This window comes from Euzebya pacifica, assembly GCF_003344865.1.
Classification (GTDB): Bacteria; Actinomycetota; Nitriliruptoria; order Euzebyales; family Euzebyaceae; genus Euzebya; species Euzebya pacifica.
In genome coordinates, this window is the sequence record NZ_CP031165.1 from 5,597,286 (window position 1) to 5,618,809 (window position 21,524).

The window sequence follows — 21,524 nt, forward strand, 5'->3', positions numbered from 1 at the left end:
ACGTCGTGGACCCCGACTTCGACCCGATCGCAGAGGCGCACCGCCGCTGGGTCGAGCACGGCTGGACCGACGCCGCCGACGGCATGGCGCTGGTCACCTCGATCACCCGGGTCCAGGCGATCTTCCAGCAGAGGATCGACGGGCTGCTGAAGCCCTTCGACCTGACGTTCGCGCGCTACGAGATCCTGCAGCTGCTGTCGTTCAGCCGGACCGGATCGTTGCCGATGGGCGCGATCGGTCGGCGGCTGCAGGTCCACCCGACGTCGGTGACCTCCGCCATCGACCGGCTGGAACGCCAGGGCTTCGTCGTCCGTGAGGACCATCCCACCGACCGCCGGGCCAAGCTGGCCACGCTGACCGAGGAGGGACGGGCCGTCGTCAAGCAGGCGACGGCGGTCCTCAACGAGGAGGTGTTCAGCGACCCCGGCGTCGACGCCGACGCGGTGTCGTCGCTGGTCACCCTGCTCGGCGACATCCGCTGAGGTTCCGACTGGTCAGCGGCGGGGCAGACCTTGTCGCATGTTCGTCTTCTTCTCCAACCGCCTCGGCTGCACCGGATCCATCCTCGTCTCCATCGTCGCGTCGGTCGTGCTGATCCTGCTGCTCCGGTCCTGCAGCTGAGGCCGGGGCCGACCCTCGCCCCAGCCGCCTCCCTACACTTGTCCACAGTCGCTGGACGGTTCGCCGCCAGCGGGGCCCGTGATCCGGGACACTGACGAGGTGACCACGTTGCTCGACCCCATCACCACCCTCCCGCCGGAGTTCCGCCCCCTGCGGGTGGAGGAGTACCACCGGCTGATCGACACCGGGGTCTTCGATGGCACGCATGTCGAGCTGGTCGGAGGAGTCCTCGTCGAGATGAGCCCCCAGGGTGACGAACACATGGGGTTGATCCCCTTCATGACCCATCTGCTGGTGCGGCTGGTCGGGGAGGACTACGTCGTCAGCCCCCAGTGTCCGGTCATCGCCGACGAGATCTCCGAGCCGGAGCCGGACTTCGCGATCCTGTCCAGGCGCGACACACGGGTGACCGGCAAGCCGCACGACGCGCTGCTGGTCATCGAGATCGCCAACAGCTCGCTGCGCTTCGACCTGGGCGAGAAGGCACGCCGGTACGCGGGGGCGGGCTACCCCGAGTACTGGGTCATCGACGTGAAGGCCCGGTCGATCCACGTGCACCGTGACCCCCACCCGGACGGGACGTGGGGGTCACTGGAGGAGGTGTCCTCGGGCAGGGTCCAGGCGGTCGCCGTGCCGCCGGTCGTCATCGACGTGCAGGACCTGCTGACGTTCGGCTGATCAGTCCTCGTCGGGGCGGATCCGGCGGCGGTAGTCCGACCCCTTGATCGTCATCGCCGTCCGGCGACGACGTTCGATGTGCGGACGACCGACCTGCACGAGCCGCAGGAGCGTGACCAGTCCGAGCCCACCGAGCATGTTGCCCAGCACCGCGTAGGACGACAGCTGCAGCCAGTCCCAGTACCCGTAGCCGGTCCCGCCGACCTGCAGGGCCGCGAACATCTTGATGGAGATGACCACGACGTGGTTCATGTGGGTCGAGCCGAGGATGAAGCCGAAGGCGATCACCGACACGAGCCTGCCGCCCTCGGTCTCGGCGTTGCGGACCATCCAGGTCATCAGCGTGATCGCCGCCCCGGCCAGGACGGCCAGCATGAACGACTCAAGCGACAGCGCGCGCCCCATGATCGCCTCGCCCCGCTCCATCGCGATGGGGTGAAGGTCGGGGTAGGCGATCATCACCATGGCGGCGATCAACCAGCCGCCCGCGAGGTTGGTGGTGTAGGTGCCGGCCCACAGGCGGCCGAGCTGACGGATGCTGGCCTTGCGGGTGATCACCGTGGTCACGGGGACCAGGAAGTTCTCGGTGAACAGCTCCGAGCGGCCCAGGTGGATGGCGATGAAGCCGATGGTGAAGGCGAGCCCGCCGAGCACCGGCGAGCCGGTCTCGTGCTCCACGAACAGCAGAGCCAGCACGCCGAAGCCGACGTCCAGCCCGGCCATGAACCCGGTCGCCAGCAGGTTGCCGATCGGCCGGTTCAGCCGTCCAGCGCCCTCCTCGACGCTGCGGTCGAAGCTGGCGTTGAGCTCGCCGGACTCCTCGGCATGCAGTCGCTCACCCCGCGGAGGGGTGACGTCCTCCTCAACGGTCAGGTCAGGAGCGGCGGCCATGTCATCGTCCAATCAGGTCGGGCTCCGCCGGGGAGGGCGGAGTCTGTCCCGAGGAGTTCCCCGATTCGGCCAGCTCAATCCCTGTCCACCGGGACGGGCCCCTCCACGTGTGGCCATCGGCGCGATCGGGGCCCATCCCACCCCACCGTGGTCACCGGCACGATCCGGGGAGTGGGGTGGCTGGAGACGGATCAGACGGCGATCAGCACCGTCGCGCCGAGGGCCAGGGCGACCCCGGCCTGCTGGCTGCGGCCGAGCCGTTCGCGGAGGACCAGCCAGGCCAGCAGCACGACGCCGACCGGGTACAGGCCCGTGACCACGGACGTGAGGACCAGCAACCCCTGGCGAGTGGCGAGGAGGAACAGGACGTTGGCGGTCATGTCGAGCAGGCCCGACGTGGTGGCCATGCCGGCCACCCGTCCCCGGGGCCACGCCGGCCGGCGGGCGGCGATGACGGCACCGAGCAGGACGAGGCCGACGATGCGGGCGGCGACCAGCGGCCACAGCCCCGAGTCGTCCGGGGCCTGGTCCAGCGCCACGAAGAACACCCCGAACAGCGCGCCGGCGAAGGCGGCGACCAGCAGGCCACGACGCTGTGCGGCGGTCTCGGGCGTCAGCGACCCGCCCGTGCGCGACACGAGGACGGTCCCGGCGATCCCGACGGCGATGCCCACGACGGCCAGCTGGTCGGGCCGCTCGCCCAGCCCCAACCCGAAGGTCACCGGCACGGCCGCCCCGACGAGGGACGCCATCGGGGCGGCGGCACCCATCTGTCCCATCCCGAGCGCCCGGAAGTACGCGACCAGCCCACCGGCGCCGGCCAGTCCGGCCACCCCACCCCAGATCATCGCCGGGGTGCTCAGCGAGCCGGGCAGGACCAGCATGGCCGCCGCGACCAGCACGAGGCCGACCGCCTGGCTGACCGCCGCGACGGGCACGGCCTCCCCCCGTCGCGTGGCCAGGCCGCCGAGGAAGTCCGCGGCGCCGAACGTGACGGCCGATCCCAGCGACAGCAGCAACGCGGTCATTTCGCTATCCTCCTCGTCCAGTTGGTTGGTCCGCCACGGTAGCCATATCCGCGTCGCAGATCAACCGACCAACCTGTCAGTACAGTCGACTGACCGAGGAGGGTCGGGTGGACATCGAGGAGCTCGCCGATGTGATCGGTGCCAACGTGCTGCGGTTCCGCCAGGCCCTCGGCTGGTCGCAGGACACGCTGGCCCAGTCCTGCGGGCTGTCCAAGGGCACGATCGTGGCGATCGAGCAGCAGCGCTCCAACCCGTCGGTGGCGACGCTGTGCGCGTTGTCGGAGTCACTCGGCATCGGCCTGCACACCCTGCTGGAGCGGCCGATGGGTCCGCTCGTCAAGCATCGCCGGGTGGAGGAGGCCGTCGACCTGTGGGCCACCCCGGCGGGCAGCCGGGCCTCGCTGCTCATCGGCACCGACCCGCCGGGCGGTGTCGAGCTGTGGGACTGGGAGCTCGCACCCGGCGACACCTTCGACGGTGACGCGCACCCGCGTGGCACGACCGAGACCGTCCGAGTGCACAGCGGAGCGCTGACGGTGACGGTCGGGACCCGGTCCATCGACGTCCGCAGCGACGAGGTGGTCGTGTTCGAGGCCCACGAACCCCACAGCTACGCCAACGCCGTCGACGACCCGACCCGCTTCTCGATGTGGATCGTCGTGGGCAACGAAGGGGACATGCCGCCACCCTTTCGTGACGTCGGCGCGAGCTCGTCCTGACCCCCCGCCACCCGATCGCCGTCACTCCAGGACGGTGTGGACCTCGATCTGGCCGTGGAGGGTCTTGTGGACGGGGCACTTGTCGGCGACGCGCAGCAGGTCGGCCCGCTGGTCGTCGGTCAGGTCTCCCTCCAGCACGAGGGTCTTGTCGAACTTCTCGATGCGGCCGGACTCGTGGTCGCACTCGCTGCAGTCCTTGGCGTGGACCCGGTTGTGGGTCACCGTCGCCCGCGCGGACCGCAGCGGATACCCCTTGCGGTCGGCGTAGATCCGCAGCGTCAGGGTGGTGCACGACGCAAGCGCGCCCGCCAGCAGGTCGTAGGGAGTGGGGCCCGTCTCGTGCCCGCCGGCCTCCTCGGGTTCGTCGACCCGCAGGAGGTACCCCCGGGTGGTGACGTCGGTCTCGAGGCTGTCCCGCGTGATCGACGTCGCGCCGGCCTCGTCGTAGGTGGTGCTGCCGGCAACCTGCGGGGACGGCAGGTAGCGCTCGGCCCAGGCGGCGATGACGCCGGCGGCGTAGTGGGCGTCGCGGGGGTCGCTGAGCAGGTGGTCGGCGTGGTCCAGCGACACGAAGCTCTTCGGGTGCTTGGCGGCGTCGTGGATGATCCGTGCGTTGTCGATGCCGACGGTCTGGTCCAGCGGGGAGTGCATCACCAGCAGGGCCTTGCCGAGCGTGGGCAGGGTGTCGACCAGGCGGTGGGTGCGGAGGTCCTCCACGAAGGACCGGCCGATCGTGAAGGGCCGGCCACCGATTGAGATCTCGGCGTGTCCCTCGCGGTCGATCTCCTCCAGGCCGGCGGTCAGCAGGTGTTCGACATGGCCGGGGTCGGCGGGTGCGCCGATCGTCGCGACGGCCGCCACCGACTCGATGCGTGGGGCGGCGGCCAGGACCGCCGCTCCGCCCAGGGAGTGGCCGACGAGCAGCGATGTCGGGGCGACGGTCTCGCCCAGGTACTGCGCGGCCGCGACGAGGTCCTCGACGTCGGCGGAGAAGCTGGACCCGGACAGCTCGCCACCGCTGCGTCCGAGGCCCGTGAAGTCGAACGCCAGGACGGCGAACCCCTCACGGGTCAGGGCCTGCGCGATCTCCTTCTCCACCTTCAGGTCCTTGGAGCAGGTGAAGCAGTGGGCGAACACCGCCGCCCCTCGGACGGCCCGACCCTGCGGGACGTCGAGGCGCGCGGACAGCTCGTGCCCTCTGGGGCTCGTGAACGTGCAGCGGGACGTCGTGATCACCGTGGCTCCTCCTCTGGTGGTGGCGGGCACACCCTGCCACGCCCCGGTGCCAACCGAGTCGGCGACCCGCCGATTCCCGAGCCGGCGCGGGTATCGTGCGGCCATGCGCATCACCGTCGACGCCCTGCTCATCGACACACCCGACCCCGACGCCCTCGCGATGTTCTGGGAGGACCTGCTCGGGTGGGTCCGGACCTTCGAGGACGAAGGCGAGGTCATGATCGCCCCACGGGACGGCCAGGGGTTCCCGCTGCTGTTCGTCGAGGTCGACGACGCGAAGGCCGGCAAGAACCGGCTGCACTTCGACCTGCGCCCCGATGACCAGGCCGCGGCGATCGCCAAGGCCATCGACCTGGGGGCGACGCGAGTGGACATCGGCCAGCACGAGGACCCCCATGTCACGTGGGAGGTCCTGGCCGATCCCGACGGCAACGAGTTCTGCATCCTCTCGGACGGCACTCCCGACGCCGACCCGGACCTGATCGCCGAGGCCAGGGCCAAGCTCGATGCCGCGCACACCCACGGCCACGAGGCCGACCCCGATCACGACCATGGATGACGCCGGACGTGCACGGGCGCTGACGGCCCGGTGCGACCGGTTCCTGCACTGGCACGGGCAGCGCACCCCGGCTGACCTGCTGGCCGAGCTGCCCGACGAGGTCGGGCCCGACCGGTACGGCGACGGCGGGGTCGTCGCCGACCTGGAGGCCGAGGTCGCCGAGCTGCTCGGCAAGCCTGCGGCGGTGTTCATGCCGTCGGGCACGATGGCCCAGCAGATCGCCCTGCGCATCCACGCCGAGGACGTCGGCAGCGCGACGGCGTTGATGCACCCGACCGCGCACCTGCTGCTGCACGAGGACGAGGGGCCGCAGCGCCTGCACGGGCTGACCCTGCGGCCGGTCGGATCACCGGTGGCGCTGCTCTCGCTGTCGGACCTCGAGGCCGTCGCCGAACCGGCGGGGTCGCTGCTGCTGGAGCTGCCGCAGCGGGAGATCGGTGGTCGGCTGCCGTCGTGGGAGGCGTTGGTGGCACAGACCACGTGGGCCCGCGAACGCGGCATGGCCGTGCACATGGACGGGGCGCGGCTGTGGGAGGCCGCCGCCGGCTACGACCGGCCACACGCCGAGGTCGCCGCGCTGTTCGACAGCGTCTACGTGTCGTTCTACAAGGGCCTCGGGGCCATCGCCGGTGCCTGCTTGGTGGGCGAGGACGACCTGGTCGAGCGGGCCCGGGAGTGGCGCCACCGCCACGGCGGGATGGTGTTCGCGCTGTGGCCCTACGCCGCCAGCGCGTTGGCCGGCCTGCGGGCGCGGCTGGACCGCATGCCCGCCTACCTGGCCCACGCCAGGGCCATCGCGGCTGCGCTGGCCGGGGTCGACGGGGTGGAGGTCGTGCCGGACCCGCCACAGGTGTCGATGTTCCACGTGGCGATGCGGACGACCGCGGCGGACTTCCGGGTCCAGGCGCATCGCCTGGCGCTGGAGGAGGGGATCGCCGTGTGGTCGCAGTCGTGGCCCGCGGAGATGCCGTCGTGGCAGCGTGTCGAGCTGACCGTCGGCGACGCCACGCTGGGCTTCACACCGGAGGAGGTCGCCGACGTGATCGCGCGGCTGGTCACGCCCGTGGGTGCGTCCGGTCCGGCGGAGCAGCCGGTCGAGGTGCTGGCCGAGGACGGGTCGGTGGCCGACGTGGTGCCCCGTGCCCGCATGCGTGCCGAGGGGCTGCGCCACCGCTCCACCTATGTCGTGGTCCTCACCAGCGACGACGAGGTCGTCGTGCACCGTCGCGCGGAGTGGAAGGACCTTGCGGGCGGCCACTGGGACCTGGCCTTCGGTGGCATCTGCGACGTCGGTGAACCGTGGGAGGCCGCGGCCCGCCGGGAGCTGGCCGAGGAGGCGGGCCTGGAGGGTGTGCCGCTGGAGTACCTCGGTGAGGTCGAGTGGTCCGCGGCATCGCCGACCGACCCCGCGTCGTTGGTGGGGCGCGTGTGGGTCGCCCGGTTCGACGGCGAGCTGCACCCGACCGATGGCGAGGTCACGGCGCTGGACCGCGTCCCGCTCGCTGAGCTCGACGCCTGGCTGGCCAGCCACGAGGTCGTCGAGGACACCCGCGAGCTGATCCCTCCCCTCCTCCGCGACCTGCTCGACGGCTGACACGACGCCACGCGTGTCGGGCGATCACGACGGGCGGTCGGCAGCCTCAAGACTTCGTTGCAACACGACACTTCGAGGTGGAGGCGGTAGGTCATGGTGAGGTCGAGGGCCAAGGGTGAGAAGCGGTGGTTGCGGTTGCCTGATGAGGTGCGGGCGGAGGTGATCCGTCGGGCACGAGCCGGTCAGGGCCGCCGGCAGATCCTTGAGGAGGTCGACATCTCCGTGGGCAGCTTCCTCAACGTGCTCAAGCCGTTTGGTGGGGTGTTGCGGGCAGAGCTTGCGACTGATCCCTCACCGCACCGGTTGTCGCTTGATGATCGGGTGGAGATCCGGTTGGGGATCGGTCGGGGCGAGACCTATCAGGCCATCGCCGATCGGGTCGGCCGGCACAAGTCCTCGGTGTGGCGCGAGGTGGACCGCAACGGTGGCCGTGAGGCCTACCGGCCGATGCTTGCCCACAAGCGTGCCCACGAGCAGGCACGGCGGGCCAAGCCGACCAAGCTCGCCAGCTGCGCGGAGCTGGCCGGCCTCGTCGAGCACGGCCTGCGCAGACTGTGGTCGCCCCAGCAGATCGCTGCAGATCTCAAGGAGCGGTTCGGCGACGATGAGTCGATGACGGTGTCACACGAGACGATCTACAAGTCGCTGTACGTCCAGGGGCGGGGCGAGCTGCGACGCGAGCTGACGTCGTGCCTGCGGACCGGTCGGGCCAAGCGGGTCCCCTCCGGTCGATCTCCCCGGCCACGCATGCACGACATGGTGATGATCAGCGAGCGGCCCGCGGAGGTGGAGGACCGTGCCGTGCCCGGTCACTGGGAGGGCGACCTGATCATCGGCAAGGACGGCAAGTCCGCGGTGGGCACCCTGGTGGAGCGCTCCACCCGTTACGTGATGCTGATGCACCTCGATGGCGACCGGACCGCCGCGACGGTGCGCGATGCCATGACCACCGCGATCACCGGGCTGCCCGAGCACCTGCGGCGGTCCATCACCTGGGACCAGGGCATCGAGATGGCCGAGCACGTCCAGTTCACCATCGACACCGACGTGCCCGTCTACTTCTGCGACCCCCACTCGCCCTGGCAACGCGGTTCCAACGAGAACACCAACGGGTTGCTGCGCCAGTACATGCCCAAGGGCACCGACCTGTCAGTCCACACCCCAGCGGACCTCAACGACTTCGCCGAGAGCCTCAACACCCGCCCCCGACAAACCCTCGGCTGGAAGACCCCAGCCGCCCAACTCGCCCAACTTGTTGCACCCACCGGTTGACAACAAGGTCCCGAATCCGACACGCGTCACCAGGGGGCGGCGTCGTCGTCGCGGTCGAAGGCCTTGTCGCGGGCCCTGCGGAGGGCGGACAGGCCCGTGGCGGGTTCCTCCGCCGCGGGGGCTGGCGCACCATCACGATCAGGATCGGGATCAGGAGGAGGGGAGGCGGGCGCGCCGACGTTCGACGGCTCGGATCCAGGTCCGGCCAGCGGGGGTGATCCGCCGGGGGGACCGCGATGGCCGACCCCCGGGCTGACCGGTACGCGGTCGGCCGGCGACGGCGGTGCGACGGCGCTCGGCGGCGGCGGCGTGCGGGTCGTGCCCGACCGCAACCGACGCAGGTCACCGCGCTCGAGGCGCAGGCGGCGCACGCCGACCTCGGCCATGGCCAGCACCATGGCGGCGACGAGCAGCCACGACCGGATATGTACGCCCCGCCGGCCCGGGTCGAGGTCGTCGCTGCGGAAGGCCGTGGCCTCGGCCGGGTCGACCAGCCCACCGGTCTGCTCCGCCGCCCGGGTCAACGCGGCGTCGTCGGCGGGAGCGGCGCCGAACTCGGCCGGGTAGGCCCGCACGGCGGGCACGTTCGCCCGGCCGATCGGCTCGCCGGCACCGTCGGTGGCGAGGATGCTGACCAGGTGCACGCCCTCGGCCTCGGCCGGCAGCGTGCCTGAGAACCCACCGTCGTCGTCGCGGTGCAGCTCGACCTCGTGCCGGACGCCGTCGGGGTCGACGACGGTCGCCGCCACGGTCGTCCCTGCCACGTTGGCAGGCACCTGGGCGGTGATCTCGAGGCCACCCGGGCCCGCCGTCGCCGTGGCATCGATCGTGTCCCCGGTCGCGTCGGGGAACGTGTCCTTGACCACGTCGGCCCAGAACGACTGGTAGCCACCCCAGCCGACCCAGCCCGCGGACCAGCGGGCTGCCGCGTCGCTGGTCCACGCCGTTGCCGTGCCCGCACCGACCTGCCACGTCGCCAGCAGCGGATCGGCGAACTCGCCGACCGTCAGCAGCCGGCGGGCCGTCGGCTTGGCGGTGGTGGCCACGAACCCCAGCAGCGGCGGCGCGCTGTCCAGCCCCTCGGTGGCGTCGTCCAGCCCGGTGACGGTGGGCACGAAGCTGCCCTCGCTGACCAGCGGACGGGCGACCTGCATGACCTCCGCCGCCAGGATCTCGGGGATCTCCGACAGGTCGCGTCCCGGGTAGTACCGGCCACCACCCCGCCGGGCCATGTCCTCGAGCTCGTCGAAGCTGCCCTCGCCGGTCCCGACGACCGACAGCGTGATGCCGGCGTCGAGCGCCTCGTCGGCGACCGGGCCGAGGCCGGTCAGGTCACCCATGAACCCGTCGGAGAACAGCACGATGTGTCGTAGCTCGGCATCGGCACCGCGCAGCCCCTCGATGGCGATGCGGATGGCCTGGGGGATGTCGGTGTTGCCGGACGGCTGCAGCTGCGCCAGGCCGTCCTCGACCACGGCGGATTCGGGTACCTGCTGCAGCGGCAGGACCCAGTGCGACTGGGTGTCGAAGGCGAGCACGCCGACGGTGTCGGTGGACTCCAGCGCCTGCACGGCCCGGCGGACGGCCTGTCGGGCGATCTCGGTCTTCTGGACCGCGCCGGGATCCTCCTGGATCGGGCCGCCCATGGCTTCGTCGGCGCAGTGGCAGGCCCCCATGGATTCGGAGGAATCCACGACCAGCGCTTCGGCGACCCGCGGGCGGCGCAGCGGATCGGTGATCCGCGAGGAGACGGGGAGCAGGTCCTCCAGCGGGGTGTCGGTGTAGTCGCCCAGCCCGAACGACTGCTCACCACCGACGGCCACCAGGCCCACCCCGCCGTCACGCACGGCCGCGTCGAGGGCGGTCATCCCCGCCGTCCCCAGGGACGGGGCAGCCACGTCGACCAGGACGACCGCATCGTGGGCCAGCAGGCGGTCGGCCGTCGGCACCCCCTGGCTGATGGGCCGCTGCTCGACGCTGATGCCGCCGGCCTCCAGCGCCGCAGCCAGCGGGTCGGCGTCGGTGGGGTCACCGGCGATCATCAGGACGCGCGGGGGGCCGGCGACCCTGACCGCGGCCTGACCGGTGTCGTTGCGGGCCACCGTCGACTCGCCGCTGCGCAGCTCGGCGGTGACGCGGTCCAGGGGGTCCTCACCGGCGACGTGGTCGACGGTGACCGTCGAGGTGCCCGGGGGCAGCTGGACGGGCTGGCTTGCGATCTGCTGGTCCCCGACGCGGACGACGAGGACGCCCTCGGCGTCGCGGCCGGTGTCGTTGCGCAGGACGACATCGACCGGGTAGGACTCGCCCTGCCGGACCGACGCGGGGACCTCGACGGCCTCGACCAGCACGTCGGCGACGCCGGCCTCGCCGACCCGGACGACGTCCAGGCCGATCCCGGTCTCGGCCAGCAGCGCCGCGGCCTGGTCGAGGTTGCCCTGGGTGGCCCGGCCGTCGGTCAGCAGCACGACCCGTCGACGGTTCTCCTGGCCGAGCAGCCCCCCGGCCAGCCGGACCGCCCGTTCCATGTCGCTGCCGTCCTCGCGGACCACGACGGGCGGCAGGACGCTCGGGCTGTCGTTGAGCAGGCGGTGGGCCACCTGGGCGTCGCGGCCGAACAGGACCACGCCGATGCGGTCGTCCTCGGCGGCACCGTCGCTGGCGGCCCTGATCCACTCCAGCGCGGCCTGCTGCCCGCGCGAGCCCATGCTGGCGGAGGCGTCGACGACGAACACGACGTCGACGTCCCGGCCCCGCAGCGGCAGCGCCGGGTCCAGCAGCGTGGCGACCAGCAGCACGAGGGTGGCGATCCGCATGCCGGTGGCCAGCCGCCGACGACGATCCGTACGGCCGGATGCCCGACCGTCGGTCGTGCGCGTCCGCCATGCCGCCCACGCCTGCAGCAGCACCTCCAGGCCGACCAGGGCGGCGGCCGCGGCGGCGAACCATCGCCACAGCTCGACCCGACCGTCGGTCACGAGCGCCGTGTCACCGGGCAGGGCAAGCTCCTGTGCGACCTCGCCGGGCGTGACGGTGGTGGTGTCGGCGGAGGAGGGCACGCCCAGGGTGGGTTCGACGACCACCAGGTCGGACTCGGCCGTGTCGGGGTTGACGGCCAGGACACGGGGGGCGGTGTCGGGCACGACCCCCTCGTAGGCGACGGTCCAGACCCCGGGCGCGTCGAGGGTGGCGCTGGGCCGGAAGCCGCCGACCGGCACGGTGGCCCCGTCGGGGGAGGTGAGGGTCGCCTCGACGCCGGTGGGCAGCGGCAGGGCACGGTCGGCGCCGGCGGTCAACGGCAGGTCGGTGGTCGGGGCGGCCAGCTGCTGCACGGCGTTGGCGACCAGGACCGGCAGGCCGACCTGCAGCGGCAGGTTGGAGTCGGCCAGCGCGAACGGCAGCAGCACCATGGCGGCATCGCCGACGCGGCCGGCCAGCAGCAGCGGCCCACCGGGCCCGTCGACCAGTCGACGCATCGACGGGGCCTCGACGACGGCCATCTCGGCGACGGCCAGGTCGGTGAGGTCGGCGTCGGCCAGCAACGGGTCGGCGGTGTCGACGCTGGTGATGGTCGGCAGGCTGCGCCGGCCGGTGACGGTGACGTCGTCGGGAAGGCTGGTCGGGGCCACCGCCAGGATCGGGACCGTCGGGACGGGCGGCAGGTCGACCCGGTCGGCGACGATGAAGTCGATGCCGTCCAGCACGTCCTCGGCGGCCGCGTCGGCGGGGCTCGCCTCGGCGCCTCCCTCCGGGCGCGCTGTCACCGATGTCGGCAACGAGTCGGCGCGGGTGACGTCCACCCCCGGCACCGCGGCAAGGGCCGCCTCGAGGTAGAGGTTGTCGGGTCCGACGTGCAGCACGCGCACGTCGGGTCGGTCGGGCAGGACCACCCGGGCGCGGTTGTCGTGGGCCAGTCCGTCACTGATCCGCTCGCCGTCGGGGCCGTCGTCGTCGACGACGACGGACGCCTCGAGCACGGGCGGCCCGTCGTCGGCATCACCCTCGAGCCCCTCGACGTCCACCTCGACGTCGGTGCGGCCCCGTGGGTCGACCGTCGCCGCCCGGGTGGCGACCGTGTCGTCGTCGACGGTCACGGTGACGACGACGTCGAGGGGGATGTCGGCGTGGCTGTCGACCTGCACGACCAGGCGGGCGCTGCCCCCACCGAGCGGCACGGCACGCACGGCCCCGATCGCCACGTTGGGGCCGGTTTCGCCGACGAGGTCCAGGATCGTGCCGCCCGGGGCAAGCGACGCGGCGTCGGGGGTGATGCCGCCGTCGGTGACGAGGTGCAGGACGGTGTCCTCCCCGGGCCGGATCATCGCCGCGGCCAGGGTCAACGCCTCGTCCATCGCGCCGGCGGTGCCGTCGGCCCGGATGCCGTCCAGCGTCGCCTCGGCCCGGCTGGCGGGCAGGGTGTCGGCGATCACCCTGGCATGGGTCCCGGCCAGGACGACGGAGACGAGGCGACCGTCACCCGCACGGTCGACAAGCTCGGCAACGACGGCACGGGCGTGTTCGATGCGGGCCAGCCCGTCGGCGGTGGCCGCCTGCATCGACGCCGACCCGTCGACCACGACGATCGTGTGGTCCGACACCTCCGCCGGCACCGCAACCGCCGGGCGGGCCAGCGCGAGGGTCCCCATCAGCAGGGCGAGCGCGATGATCCAGAACGTCCGGTCGGGCGTGAACCGCTGCCACGGAATGGCCGCCGAGGCCGTCTCCTGCTCGTCGGCGAACAGCAGGGTGGAGGCCACGACCCGCCGGGGTCGACGGCTGCGGAGGACGTACCAGAGGACCAGGGGGCCGAGCAGCGCGCCCGCAGCCAGCCCGAACGGGGCGAGCAGGCTCACCCGACCACCCCGCTGCGGGGGAGGGTCAGGATCTGCGCCTCGACGGGGAGGTCGTCGACGACCCGCAGGCACGTCACCCCGGCCGCGCCGGCGGTGGCGTCCACCCCGTCCAGCCAGGCGTCCCGCCGTTCGACGAACCGCCGGCGGGCTGCCGCGGTGGCGGCCCCGTCGACCTCGGTGCCCCGATCGGCGTCGACGAGCCGTGGGTCGTCGTCCAGCCACGGGTCCAGGTCGTCGCGACCGACGACGTGCACGAGGGCTCCGCCGGCCCGACCCGCGCCGAGCAGGCGGACGACGTCGGCCCACCCCGGCGTCAGCAGGTCCCCGATCAGCACGACCGGTCCGCGGCCGCTGGCGGGCAGGCACCGTCGCAGCGCGGCGAGGGCGGGGTCCTCCGCCTCCAGTCGCTGGGCGTCGGCAGGGACGGGTGGCGTGGCGACCAGCCGGTCCCGCACGTCGGTCAGCCGGGCCAGCGTGGCACCGACCGCGGGACGACCCCGCTGCCACGGCCCGACCGCATCCGCGCCGTCCGTCGTGACGAGCCTGACCCGGTCACCGCCGAGCACCGCGGTCACCGCAAGCGCGGCGGCCAGCCGGCAGGCCACCGTGGCCTTGTCACCGAAGGCCATGGATGCCGAGGTGTCGACGACGACCTGCAGGCCGACCTCGTCCTCGGCCTCGAACAGCTTGACCAGGAGCCGGCCGAGCCGCTGGTGGGCATGGTGGTCGACCCGACGTGGGTCGTCGCCCGGCTGGTAGGGGCGGTAGTCGTCGAAGTCCAGCGAGCTGCCGTGTCCTCGGGCCCGGTGCTGGCCGCTGCCACCCGTCGCCACCCGACGGCGCGCGCGCAGCTGCAGGCGTCGCAACGCCTCCAGCTCCGCGGGCTGCAGCAGGGCGGCAGGCACCTCAGGCGCCTCGGACCTGTGGGTCGGGTGGACCCACGCGGTCGAGGACCGCCGCGACGAGCTGGTCGGCGGTGACCCCAGCGGCGGCGGCTTCGTAGCCAAGCACCAGCCGGTGGCGCAGCGCCGGCAGGGCGGCCCTGCGGAGGTCGTCGACCGAGGCGTGGGCCCTGCCCGCAAGCAGCGCGGTGGCCTTGGCCAGCAGCACCATCGACTGCGCCCCACGAGGCGAGGCGCCCAGCCGCACGTACCGCTTGACCGGGTCGGCGGCGTCGGGGCGATCGGGATGGGTTGCGGTGGTCAGGGCGGCCGCGTGGTGCAGGACGTGTGGGGCGATCGGGATCGACCGGGTCAGGGCGACCATGGCCCTGACGTCCTCGACGGTCGCCACCGGACGCACCTCCGCGGAGGTGGTGCCGGTCGTGCGGGTCAGGATGTCGACGAGGTCGTCGGCCGGCGGCATCGGCACGAGGACCTTGGCGAGGAACCGGTCCATCTGCGCCTCGGGCAGCGGGTAGGTGCCCTCCATGTCGATGGGGTTCTGCGTGGCGAGGACCAGGAACGGGTCGGGCAGCGGGCGGGTGGTGCCGCCGAGGGTCACACCGCGTTCGGCCATGGCCTCCAGCAGGGCTGCCTGCGTCTTGGGGGTGGCCCGGTTGATCTCGTCGGCCAGCAGCAGGTTGGTGAAGACCGGGCCCGGCTGGAAGCTGCCGGCCCGGTCGCCGGTCAGGACGGTCGTGCCGAGGATGTCGGCCGGCATCAGGTCGGGCGTGCACTGGACGCGGCTGAAGTCCATGCGCAACGCACCGGCCAGCGACTTCAGCAGGACGGTCTTGCCCAGGCCGGGAACACCCTCGAGCAGGACGTGTCCACCGGCGAAGAGGCAGGCGAGCACCTCCTCGACCATGTCGGCCTGTCCGACGATGACCCGCCTGACCTCGCTGCGGATGGACTCGCCGAGCCGCAGGGCGTCGGCGATCGCGGCTTCGGCCTCGGCGGCGCGTGCGGTCGTGTTCGGCGCGGGCGGTGCGGGAGGGGGCTGGGTCACTGGCTGGCTCCTCTGGCGAGGCGATCGAAGTAGTCGCGGACGGTGTCGCGCAGCCGCAGGGGATAGCCGGGCTGGTCGACGGCGGCGGTGGCACGGCTGGCGTAGTCGGCGAGCACGTCGAGGTAGGGGACGCGGGCGTCGGACTGGACGCCCTGCCCCTCCTGTGTGCCGGTCACCGGGGCGTCGTCGAGGTTGTCGGGGGTGCCGCCGAGGAACACCTGCTCGTCGGGGTCGACGGGGGCCAGCGGGTCGCGGCCGGTTGCGGTCTCCTGCCCCTCACCCGGAGCCTGACCCGGTCCGGACTGGCCCTGTCCGGACTGGCCGGTGCCGCCGTTGCCGGTGCCGGGTGCGTTCACGACCGCTCCCGGCCCACCACCTCCGCCACCCTGTCCTTGTCCCTGACCCTGTCCCTGTCCCTGACCCTGTCCCTGTCCCTGACCCTGCCCTTGTCCTTGTCCCTGACCCTGCCCCTGTCCTTGTCCCTGGCCCTGGCCGGCGCCGTTGCCGGTCCCGTCGCCGGCGCCGTCGCGGGCCTGACCGGCCGCGCGTTCGGCCGCGGCGGCAGCGGCCCCCGCTGCGGCGGCGTCGGCAGTCGCGGCCTGCGCGTCGCGCACCGCATCGGCGGCGCGTCGCAGGGCTGCTGCCGCGGTCGCCTGGCCGCCGGGCTGGCCCACCGTGGCTGCCGCCGCCTGCAGCCCACCTGCCGCGGCGGGCAGGCCGTCGGAGAGGGCATCGGCCAGCTCGCCCAGCCGTTCGGCCAGCGCCTCGGTGTCGGTGACCTCGCCCGCCTCGATCGCTGCGGCGAGCGCCTCGAGCTCGGCGGCCGGGTCGCCGCTGCCACCGCCCGGCAGCGGGGCACCGGCCAGCTCCTGGGCCAGCCCGTCCAGCGCCACCTCCCGGGGCAGCTCCGCCTCGGCGGTGTCGGCAAGGTCAGCAGCCGCACGGTCGAGCTCGGCAAGGGCGTCCTCCAGCGGGGCCTCACGCAGCTCCTCGGCGAGGTCACGCAGCTGGTCCGCCAGCGCCGGCGCCGCGTCGGCGTCGGCGGCCTCGAGCCGCTCGGCCGCCTCCTCGAGGGTTTCTGCGGCCTCCTCGGCCGCCAGCCGCTCCTCCTCCAGGCGGGCACGGTCGTCGTCACGGGGGTTAGGCACGACCAGCAGCAGCCCGGCAAGCGCCAGCACGGAGGTGCCGACGGCCAGCCGCCGAGTCGGTACCTCGGCCTTCCCCGGCAGCTCGGCGACGGCGGCCGCCCGACGCTCGGCACGGGTCGCCTGCAGGGTGGCCAGTCCCATCGGGTCCGACGCCTCGTCGGTCGGCAGCACCAACGCGCTGGCGAAGGCATCCTCGCTGTCCAGCCAGCGGTCGGCCACCCGAGCGGCCTGGACGTGGTCGATCCGGCCAGCCGTCGCGGCGACGGTGGTGACCACGACGACCAGTCCCGCGACGACGGCGACCGCGATGTCGACGTCGGGCAGAACGGTCAGCCTGCTGATCAGCGCCCAGCACAGCACCATCCCGCCGGCGAGCAGCAGGCCGAGCGCGAGCCCGGCCAGCAGCCGGTTGACGCGCAGGCGTCGGCGGACCATCGCGAGCAGCCGCGTCAGGCCCTCACCCATCGGTGGGCCCCGCGGCGGTCGGGGCGGGTTCGCGGAACCTGCCGATGGGCGCCGCCACCGTCGGGCGGGTCAGCCGGACCCTGCGGACAGCCACGAGGAAGGCCAGCACGGCGAACGCCACGAGGAGGCCGACACCGCGCAACCAGTGCCACGTCCGATCGAAGTCGCCGCCGAAGCCCACGTTCTCGAAGTTGCCGGCGCGCAGCAGGTAGGCGAACGGCGTGAGCGGTGACGGCAGGGACAGGATGCCGCCGACCTCACCGGTGTTGACCGCGCCGGCAAGGGCGGTGAACGGGTTGGCGTACAGCGGCACGATCGCGCCCTCGGGGCTCTCCTGGACGAGCCCGACGAGGATCGCCATGAAACCGGTGCCCAGGATGAGGAGCAGGACCAGGGCGTAGGTGATGACGACCGCGGACGTCGTGCGCTTGGCGATCGACGACACGCCGAGCGCCATCGCGCCAACGCACAGGCCCATGACCAGCACGACCGCCAGCCCGAGCACGACGTCGAGCAGCTCGACCCCGCCGAAGACGGTGCTGACCGTGACCAGCGGCAGGGCGGCGACGACCAGGAGGCCGACCCACGCGGTCGACGCCCACAGCTTGCCGAGCACGATCTGGCTGGGGGTCATCAGGGTGGCCTGCAGCAGGGGAAGGCTGCCGCGTTCGCGTTCCCCGGCGATCTGTCCGGCAGCGAACCCGGGCGCGGCGACCAGCACAAGGCCGAGCAGGGTGGCGAGCACGCTCTCGACCATGAACCGGCCCAGCTGGGGGCGCAGGAAGGCGGCGTCCGCCCCGATCCACTGGGCCTGTCCCTCCAGGACACGGCGCCCGATCTCGTGCAGCCCCCAGGTGACCAGGGACAGGGCGAGGAGGAACAACACCAGCACGAGGGAGGCGCGGGGACGGCGCCATCGGCGGAGCAGCTCACGACGCAGGACCGGGTTCATCCCTGGCTCCCCTCGGTCGGTGGATTCGTGGGCGGCGGGGTGCCGGCCGGTGCCGCACGGGTGGTCAGCGACATGAACAGCTCCTCGAGGTCCTGGCGCTTCTGGGTCAGCTCGGCCACGTCGACCCCGGCTCCGATCAAGGACCGGACCAGCGCCGCGACCTCGGTGTCCGCGCCGGCGACCCGCAGGTAGACCACCCCGGGCTGGACGTGTTCCACGGCAGCGCCGAGGCTGCGGGCGGCCTCGACCGCGGCGTCGGTGCCGCTCGGGTCGGGCAGGCGGATGCGCACACCGGTGTGGCCGCCGAACAGGCTGGCCTGCAGATCGGCGGTCCGGCCGGACGCGACGACGCCACCGCTGTCCATGATCACGACGCTGTCGCACATCTGCGCCAGCTCGGTCAGGATGTGGCTGCTGATCAGCACCGTCTTGCCGTCGCCGTGCAGCGCCCGGAGGATCTCCCGCAGCTCGATGCGGGCACGCGGGTCCAGCCCCGACGCCGGTTCGTCCAGCAGCAGGACCTCGGGATCGTGGACCAGCGCCCGGGCCAGGCCCAGCCGTTGCTGCATGCCCCGGCTGAGGCCCTCGACGTCGGTGTGGCGTTTGTCGGCCAGTCGAACGAGCTCCAGCAGGTCGTCCACTCGCTGGGCTCGCGCGCCCTTCGGGACCTTGTAGGCCGCGGCGAAGAAGTCGAGGTACTCGTGGACCGACAGGCCGCCGTAGACGCCGAAGAAGTCGGGCATCCAGCCGACCAGCCGGCGGACGATGCCCGGCTGTCGGATCGGGTCGTTGCCGAAGACCTGCACGACGCCGGTGTCGGGCGCGAGCAACCCGGCGATCGACTTCATGGTGGTGGTCTTGCCGGCGCCGTTGGGGCCGATCAGCCCGACGAGCGACCCGGCGGGCACGTCCAGGTCGATGCCGGCCACGGCCTGGGTCGGACCGAACCGCTTGGTCACGCCGCGCAGATGGATCGCCGGTGGCTCGGCGAGGGCCGTCCCGGCCGCCGCGGCCGTGGGTCCCGGCGTCGCTGCGGCCCCGGGGGCACCGGGCGGCGGCGGGGGCGGGGGCGCTGCGGCGGTCACTGTCCCACCTCTGCGGTCGGGGCCGGGACCGGCGCCGGTGACGGCAGCGGCGGCTCGACGGCCGGGAGGGTCTCCAGCGGCATGGGCATCGGCTGAAGCTCGCCGCGTGCCCCTCCCTGCTCGGGGCTGGGGCCGGCGACGACGCCGGGTGGGGCCAGCGCGATGCCGGTCCCGTCGACCTGGCCGGTCATGCGGATCCAGACCTCGCCGGCGGCCGAGGCGATGGGGGCGGCGGCGACGTCGACGAACTGCCGAGGCAAGTTGCGCCACGTCCGCGCGGTGGCATCCCACAGCTCCACGCCGCCATCGAAGGTCTGCATGAACCCCGCCATCGCGGTCTCGGGTGCGATCGGCGGCAGCTGGACACGCAGCACCTGGTTCGGCCCGAGCACCTCACCGGGACCGATCCACTCACCCGTCCCCTGGACGGAACGGACGACCTGGGTGAGCAGCGCGGCCGGGGACGCGGTGTCCACCGGCCCGTCGAAGCGGATGCGGGTACCGACCGCGGCCATCGCCGAGACCTCCTGTGCCTGTGCCCCGTCAACATCGACCGGTGGCCCCTCGCTGCTGGCCGGGGCGACCACCCAGACCATGCCCGGGGTACCGAGCCGCAGCGCGGCGGGCAGGAGCCCCGATCCATGCCCGGGCCCCATGAAGCCGGCGCCGGGGGGCGGCATCGGCATGGGCTGGGCGAACTCCGTCTGGGTGCCGTCCGGCCCGATCTCGACCACCATCTCCTCAACCACGACGAGGTCCTCGCGGGCCTGGCGCACCACGCCGAACTGCTCGGCCTCGGCGGGGAATCCCTCCAGCTGCAGCCGGGACCGCTGCAGGTGGCCGGCGTCATCGGCGATCGTGACGGAGTCGCCGGCCGGGATCGGGTCGAGGTCGACGCGACGGTTGCCGATGACCAGCTGGGCGTCCTCGACGGTCTCGTCGGTCCGGTTGGTGACGGCCACGGTGATGCCGCCGCTGCCGACCGTCGCGGCGACGTCGAAGGGGGCGGGTGCGTCCACGACGCGCTGACCGATGACGCCGGCGACCTCGCCGCCCCGCAGCTGCCCGCTCGTCGTCGTGGCGCTGTCGGTTCGGCTGACGACGGCGTTGCTGATCTGGCCGCCCCAGGCCGTGGCCGACCATCCCGTGCCGTCCAGGGTCGCGGCGACGCGACCCGACGTCGGGGTCCGCCACGCGGCGGCGACCCGCTGCTCACCGACGCCGTCGACCCACCACGTCAGGACCTGGGACGTCACGGTGGACCCACCCTCGGTGGACCCACCGAGGGCCAGTGGGCCGGCGGCGAACACCAGCGCCACGACGGGCACAGCTGCCCAGGCAAGCTCCGGACGACCGCGTCGGCGCAGCACCACGCTGACGAGCGGGCCGACGACCAGCAGGTACCCGGCCAGGAACAGGGCGAGGAACGGGATCGCCGGGATCTCCGGGACGTTGCCCGTCGACTGCAGCAGGTCCTGGGCGGCGAACGGCTGGCTGTCGTAGGACTCGCCGTCCTGGAGCGGGTCCAGGACACCTCGAGGGCTGGTGATCACCTCCCAGACGGCGACGTCGGCGTCGTTGTTCGGATCGGCCTCGGTGAGCACGAGCCGTCCGAGGCCCGCAGGGACGATCACGGCACCGACATCGGGCCCGTCGGTGGTGGTGGCAGGCACGACGATGGCGTCGGGCGGCGGGGCGTCCATGCGGACGGGCTGGGGCAGCAGGGTGTCGTCGACCTGTCCGGTGAGGACCAGCGTCATGCCGGCGGTGGTGACCTCGCGCCAGATCTCCTGCCGGTCGTCCTCGTCGAGGGTCGTCCACTGGTCGGGCTCGACCACGAGCAGGTCGAGTGAGGCGAGGGCCCGTGGGACGTCCAGCCAGTCGGTGTCGACCCCGACCCATCGGGCGGTCGTCGACGGCGGCAGCTGGGTGACGGCCGGTCCAGCAGGCCGGGGACCGCGGCCCAGCAGCCCCACCAGCATCAGGCCCCGTTGGGTGGCCCCCTGCTCCCGTGGCGAGGCGATCACCTCGTCGCCCTCGAGCACGGTCACGCCGACACGGCCGGGCGGCACGACCGTCCGCAGGGCGACGGGGGCACCGGCGACCAGCTCCAGCGGGACGACCGTCGTGCTGGTGGAGCCGAACGCGTCGTTGGTGGACTGCACGCGGAGCTCGCCGCTGATGGGCCGGTCGGGCCGGAAGCTCACCGTCACGGGCGTCCACGACGAACCCCGCCCCACCCCGTCGAAGCCGACGGCGACGTCGACGGCCAGGCGATCCCCGGACTCGTCGACCTCCTGGGCGGTGGCCGGCGAACCGACCAGCACCCCGAGAAGGCAGGTCAACGCCAGCAGCGGTACGAAACGATGCATCACCACTTGGGACGCGCGAACCACGTCACGGGTTGCCGACTGCTGCGAAACATCCTCCCCAATGTTCACCACGCCACGACCCTAGTGGCAGGACCGCGGGT

16 protein-coding genes are annotated in these 21,524 nt (G+C 73.0%); 6 read left to right on the forward strand and 10 right to left on the reverse strand.

Features of this window, described 5'->3' with window-relative positions:
• Positions 1-5 precede the first annotated feature (5 nt).
• Both DVS28_RS24245 and DVS28_RS24250 read left to right on the forward strand, forming a co-directional pair.
• The gene (locus DVS28_RS24245) at positions 6-482 is read left to right on the forward strand and encodes a MarR family winged helix-turn-helix transcriptional regulator (protein WP_216826272.1); all 477 of its coding nucleotides are present in this window, start codon (positions 6-8) and stop codon (positions 480-482) included.
• Positions 483-720: 238 nt separating this feature from the next.
• Entirely contained in the window at positions 721-1,299 is a 579-nt protein-coding gene (locus tag DVS28_RS24250) for a Uma2 family endonuclease (protein WP_164710979.1), read from the forward strand.
• Here the strand turns inward: DVS28_RS24250 and DVS28_RS24255 are convergent, their stop codons facing one another.
• Both DVS28_RS24255 and DVS28_RS24260 read right to left on the reverse strand, forming a co-directional pair.
• The gene (locus tag DVS28_RS24255; RefSeq protein WP_114593758.1) at positions 1,300-2,190 is read right to left on the reverse strand and encodes a formate/nitrite transporter family protein; all 891 of its coding nucleotides are present in this window, start codon (positions 2,188-2,190) and stop codon (positions 1,300-1,302) included.
• 191 nt (positions 2,191-2,381) lie between these two features.
• On the reverse strand, positions 2,382-3,218 hold the full coding sequence (locus DVS28_RS24260) for a DMT family transporter (RefSeq protein ID WP_114593759.1): 837 nt from the start codon (positions 3,216-3,218) through the stop codon (positions 2,382-2,384).
• A 107-nt stretch (positions 3,219-3,325) separates the two neighbouring features.
• Here DVS28_RS24260 and DVS28_RS24265 point away from each other — a divergent pair, with 107 nt between their 5' ends.
• Complete coding sequence (locus DVS28_RS24265; protein ID WP_114593760.1) at positions 3,326-3,937, forward strand: helix-turn-helix domain-containing protein; 612 nt, start codon at positions 3,326-3,328, stop codon at positions 3,935-3,937.
• Positions 3,938-3,958: 21 nt separating this feature from the next.
• Here DVS28_RS24265 and DVS28_RS24270 read toward each other — a convergent pair whose 3' ends face one another.
• A complete protein-coding gene (locus DVS28_RS24270; protein ID WP_216826273.1) occupies positions 3,959-5,173 on the reverse strand; it encodes a bifunctional alpha/beta hydrolase/OsmC family protein in 1,215 nt (404 codons plus the stop codon).
• 103 nt (positions 5,174-5,276) lie between these two features.
• Between DVS28_RS24270 and DVS28_RS24275 the strand changes: the two genes are divergently transcribed.
• From DVS28_RS24275 to DVS28_RS24285, 3 genes are all read left to right on the forward strand, one after another.
• On the forward strand, positions 5,277-5,732 hold the full coding sequence (locus tag DVS28_RS24275) for a VOC family protein (protein ID WP_164710980.1): 456 nt from the start codon (positions 5,277-5,279) through the stop codon (positions 5,730-5,732).
• Positions 5,725-7,326 carry a beta-eliminating lyase-related protein gene (locus DVS28_RS24280; RefSeq protein WP_164710981.1) on the forward strand — a complete coding sequence of 534 codons (1,602 nt, stop codon included), beginning with the start codon at positions 5,725-5,727 and terminating at the stop codon, positions 7,324-7,326. The genes DVS28_RS24275 and DVS28_RS24280 overlap by 8 nt, the downstream gene beginning before the upstream one ends.
• A 93-nt stretch (positions 7,327-7,419) precedes the next feature.
• Entirely contained in the window at positions 7,420-8,598 is a 1,179-nt protein-coding gene (locus DVS28_RS24285) for an IS30 family transposase (RefSeq protein WP_216826274.1), read from the forward strand.
• A gap of 26 nt (positions 8,599-8,624) precedes the next feature.
• Here DVS28_RS24285 and DVS28_RS30065 read toward each other — a convergent pair whose 3' ends face one another.
• From DVS28_RS30065 to DVS28_RS24320, 7 genes are read right to left on the reverse strand one after another with little or no spacing between them, the layout of a single operon-like run.
• A complete protein-coding gene (locus DVS28_RS30065) occupies positions 8,625-13,451 on the reverse strand; it encodes a VWA domain-containing protein (RefSeq protein ID WP_164710982.1) in 4,827 nt (1,608 codons plus the stop codon).
• Positions 13,448-14,356: a DUF58 domain-containing protein gene (locus tag DVS28_RS24295; protein ID WP_164710983.1), complete on the reverse strand. Its 909-nt coding sequence runs from the start codon at positions 14,354-14,356 to the stop codon at positions 13,448-13,450. Before DVS28_RS24295 ends, DVS28_RS30065 begins: the two co-directional genes overlap by 4 nt.
• Position 14,357: 1 nt before the next feature.
• The gene (locus tag DVS28_RS24300) at positions 14,358-15,401 is read right to left on the reverse strand and encodes an AAA family ATPase (protein WP_216826275.1); all 1,044 of its coding nucleotides are present in this window, start codon (positions 15,399-15,401) and stop codon (positions 14,358-14,360) included.
• Positions 15,398-17,014 (reverse strand): hypothetical protein, encoded by a 1,617-nt coding sequence (locus DVS28_RS28745; RefSeq protein ID WP_164710984.1) that lies wholly within the window; start codon positions 17,012-17,014, stop codon positions 15,398-15,400. The genes DVS28_RS24300 and DVS28_RS28745 overlap by 4 nt, the downstream gene beginning before the upstream one ends.
• A complete protein-coding gene (locus tag DVS28_RS24310) occupies positions 17,007-17,966 on the reverse strand; it encodes an ABC transporter permease (RefSeq protein WP_114593764.1) in 960 nt (319 codons plus the stop codon). Before DVS28_RS24310 ends, DVS28_RS28745 begins: the two co-directional genes overlap by 8 nt.
• Complete coding sequence (locus tag DVS28_RS24315) at positions 17,963-19,051, reverse strand: ABC transporter ATP-binding protein (protein ID WP_216826276.1); 1,089 nt, start codon at positions 19,049-19,051, stop codon at positions 17,963-17,965. Before DVS28_RS24315 ends, DVS28_RS24310 begins: the two co-directional genes overlap by 4 nt.
• Complete coding sequence (locus tag DVS28_RS24320) at positions 19,048-21,423, reverse strand: hypothetical protein (RefSeq protein ID WP_164710985.1); 2,376 nt, start codon at positions 21,421-21,423, stop codon at positions 19,048-19,050. Before DVS28_RS24320 ends, DVS28_RS24315 begins: the two co-directional genes overlap by 4 nt.
• Positions 21,424-21,524 lie beyond the last annotated feature (101 nt).

Bases quoted from the DNA above. Each gene is read 5' to 3' on its own strand.
- DVS28_RS24310 (WP_114593764.1), bottom strand. From the start codon at position 17,966: ATGAACCCGGTCCTGCGTCGTGAGCTGCTCCGCCGATGGCGCCGTCCC.
- DVS28_RS24280 (WP_164710981.1), top strand. From the start codon at position 5,725: ATGGATGACGCCGGACGTGCACGGGCGCTGACGGCCCGGTGCGACCGG.
- DVS28_RS28745 (WP_164710984.1), bottom strand. From the start codon at position 17,014: ATGGGTGAGGGCCTGACGCGGCTGCTCGCGATGGTCCGCCGACGCCTG.
- DVS28_RS24255 (WP_114593758.1), bottom strand. From the start codon at position 2,190: ATGGCCGCCGCTCCTGACCTGACCGTTGAGGAGGACGTCACCCCTCCG.
- DVS28_RS24285 (WP_216826274.1), top strand. From the start codon at position 7,420: ATGGTGAGGTCGAGGGCCAAGGGTGAGAAGCGGTGGTTGCGGTTGCCT.
- DVS28_RS24275 (WP_164710980.1), top strand. From the start codon at position 5,277: ATGCGCATCACCGTCGACGCCCTGCTCATCGACACACCCGACCCCGAC.
- DVS28_RS24320 (WP_164710985.1), bottom strand. From the start codon at position 21,423: ATGCATCGTTTCGTACCGCTGCTGGCGTTGACCTGCCTTCTCGGGGTG.
- DVS28_RS24260 (WP_114593759.1), bottom strand. From the start codon at position 3,218: ATGACCGCGTTGCTGCTGTCGCTGGGATCGGCCGTCACGTTCGGCGCC.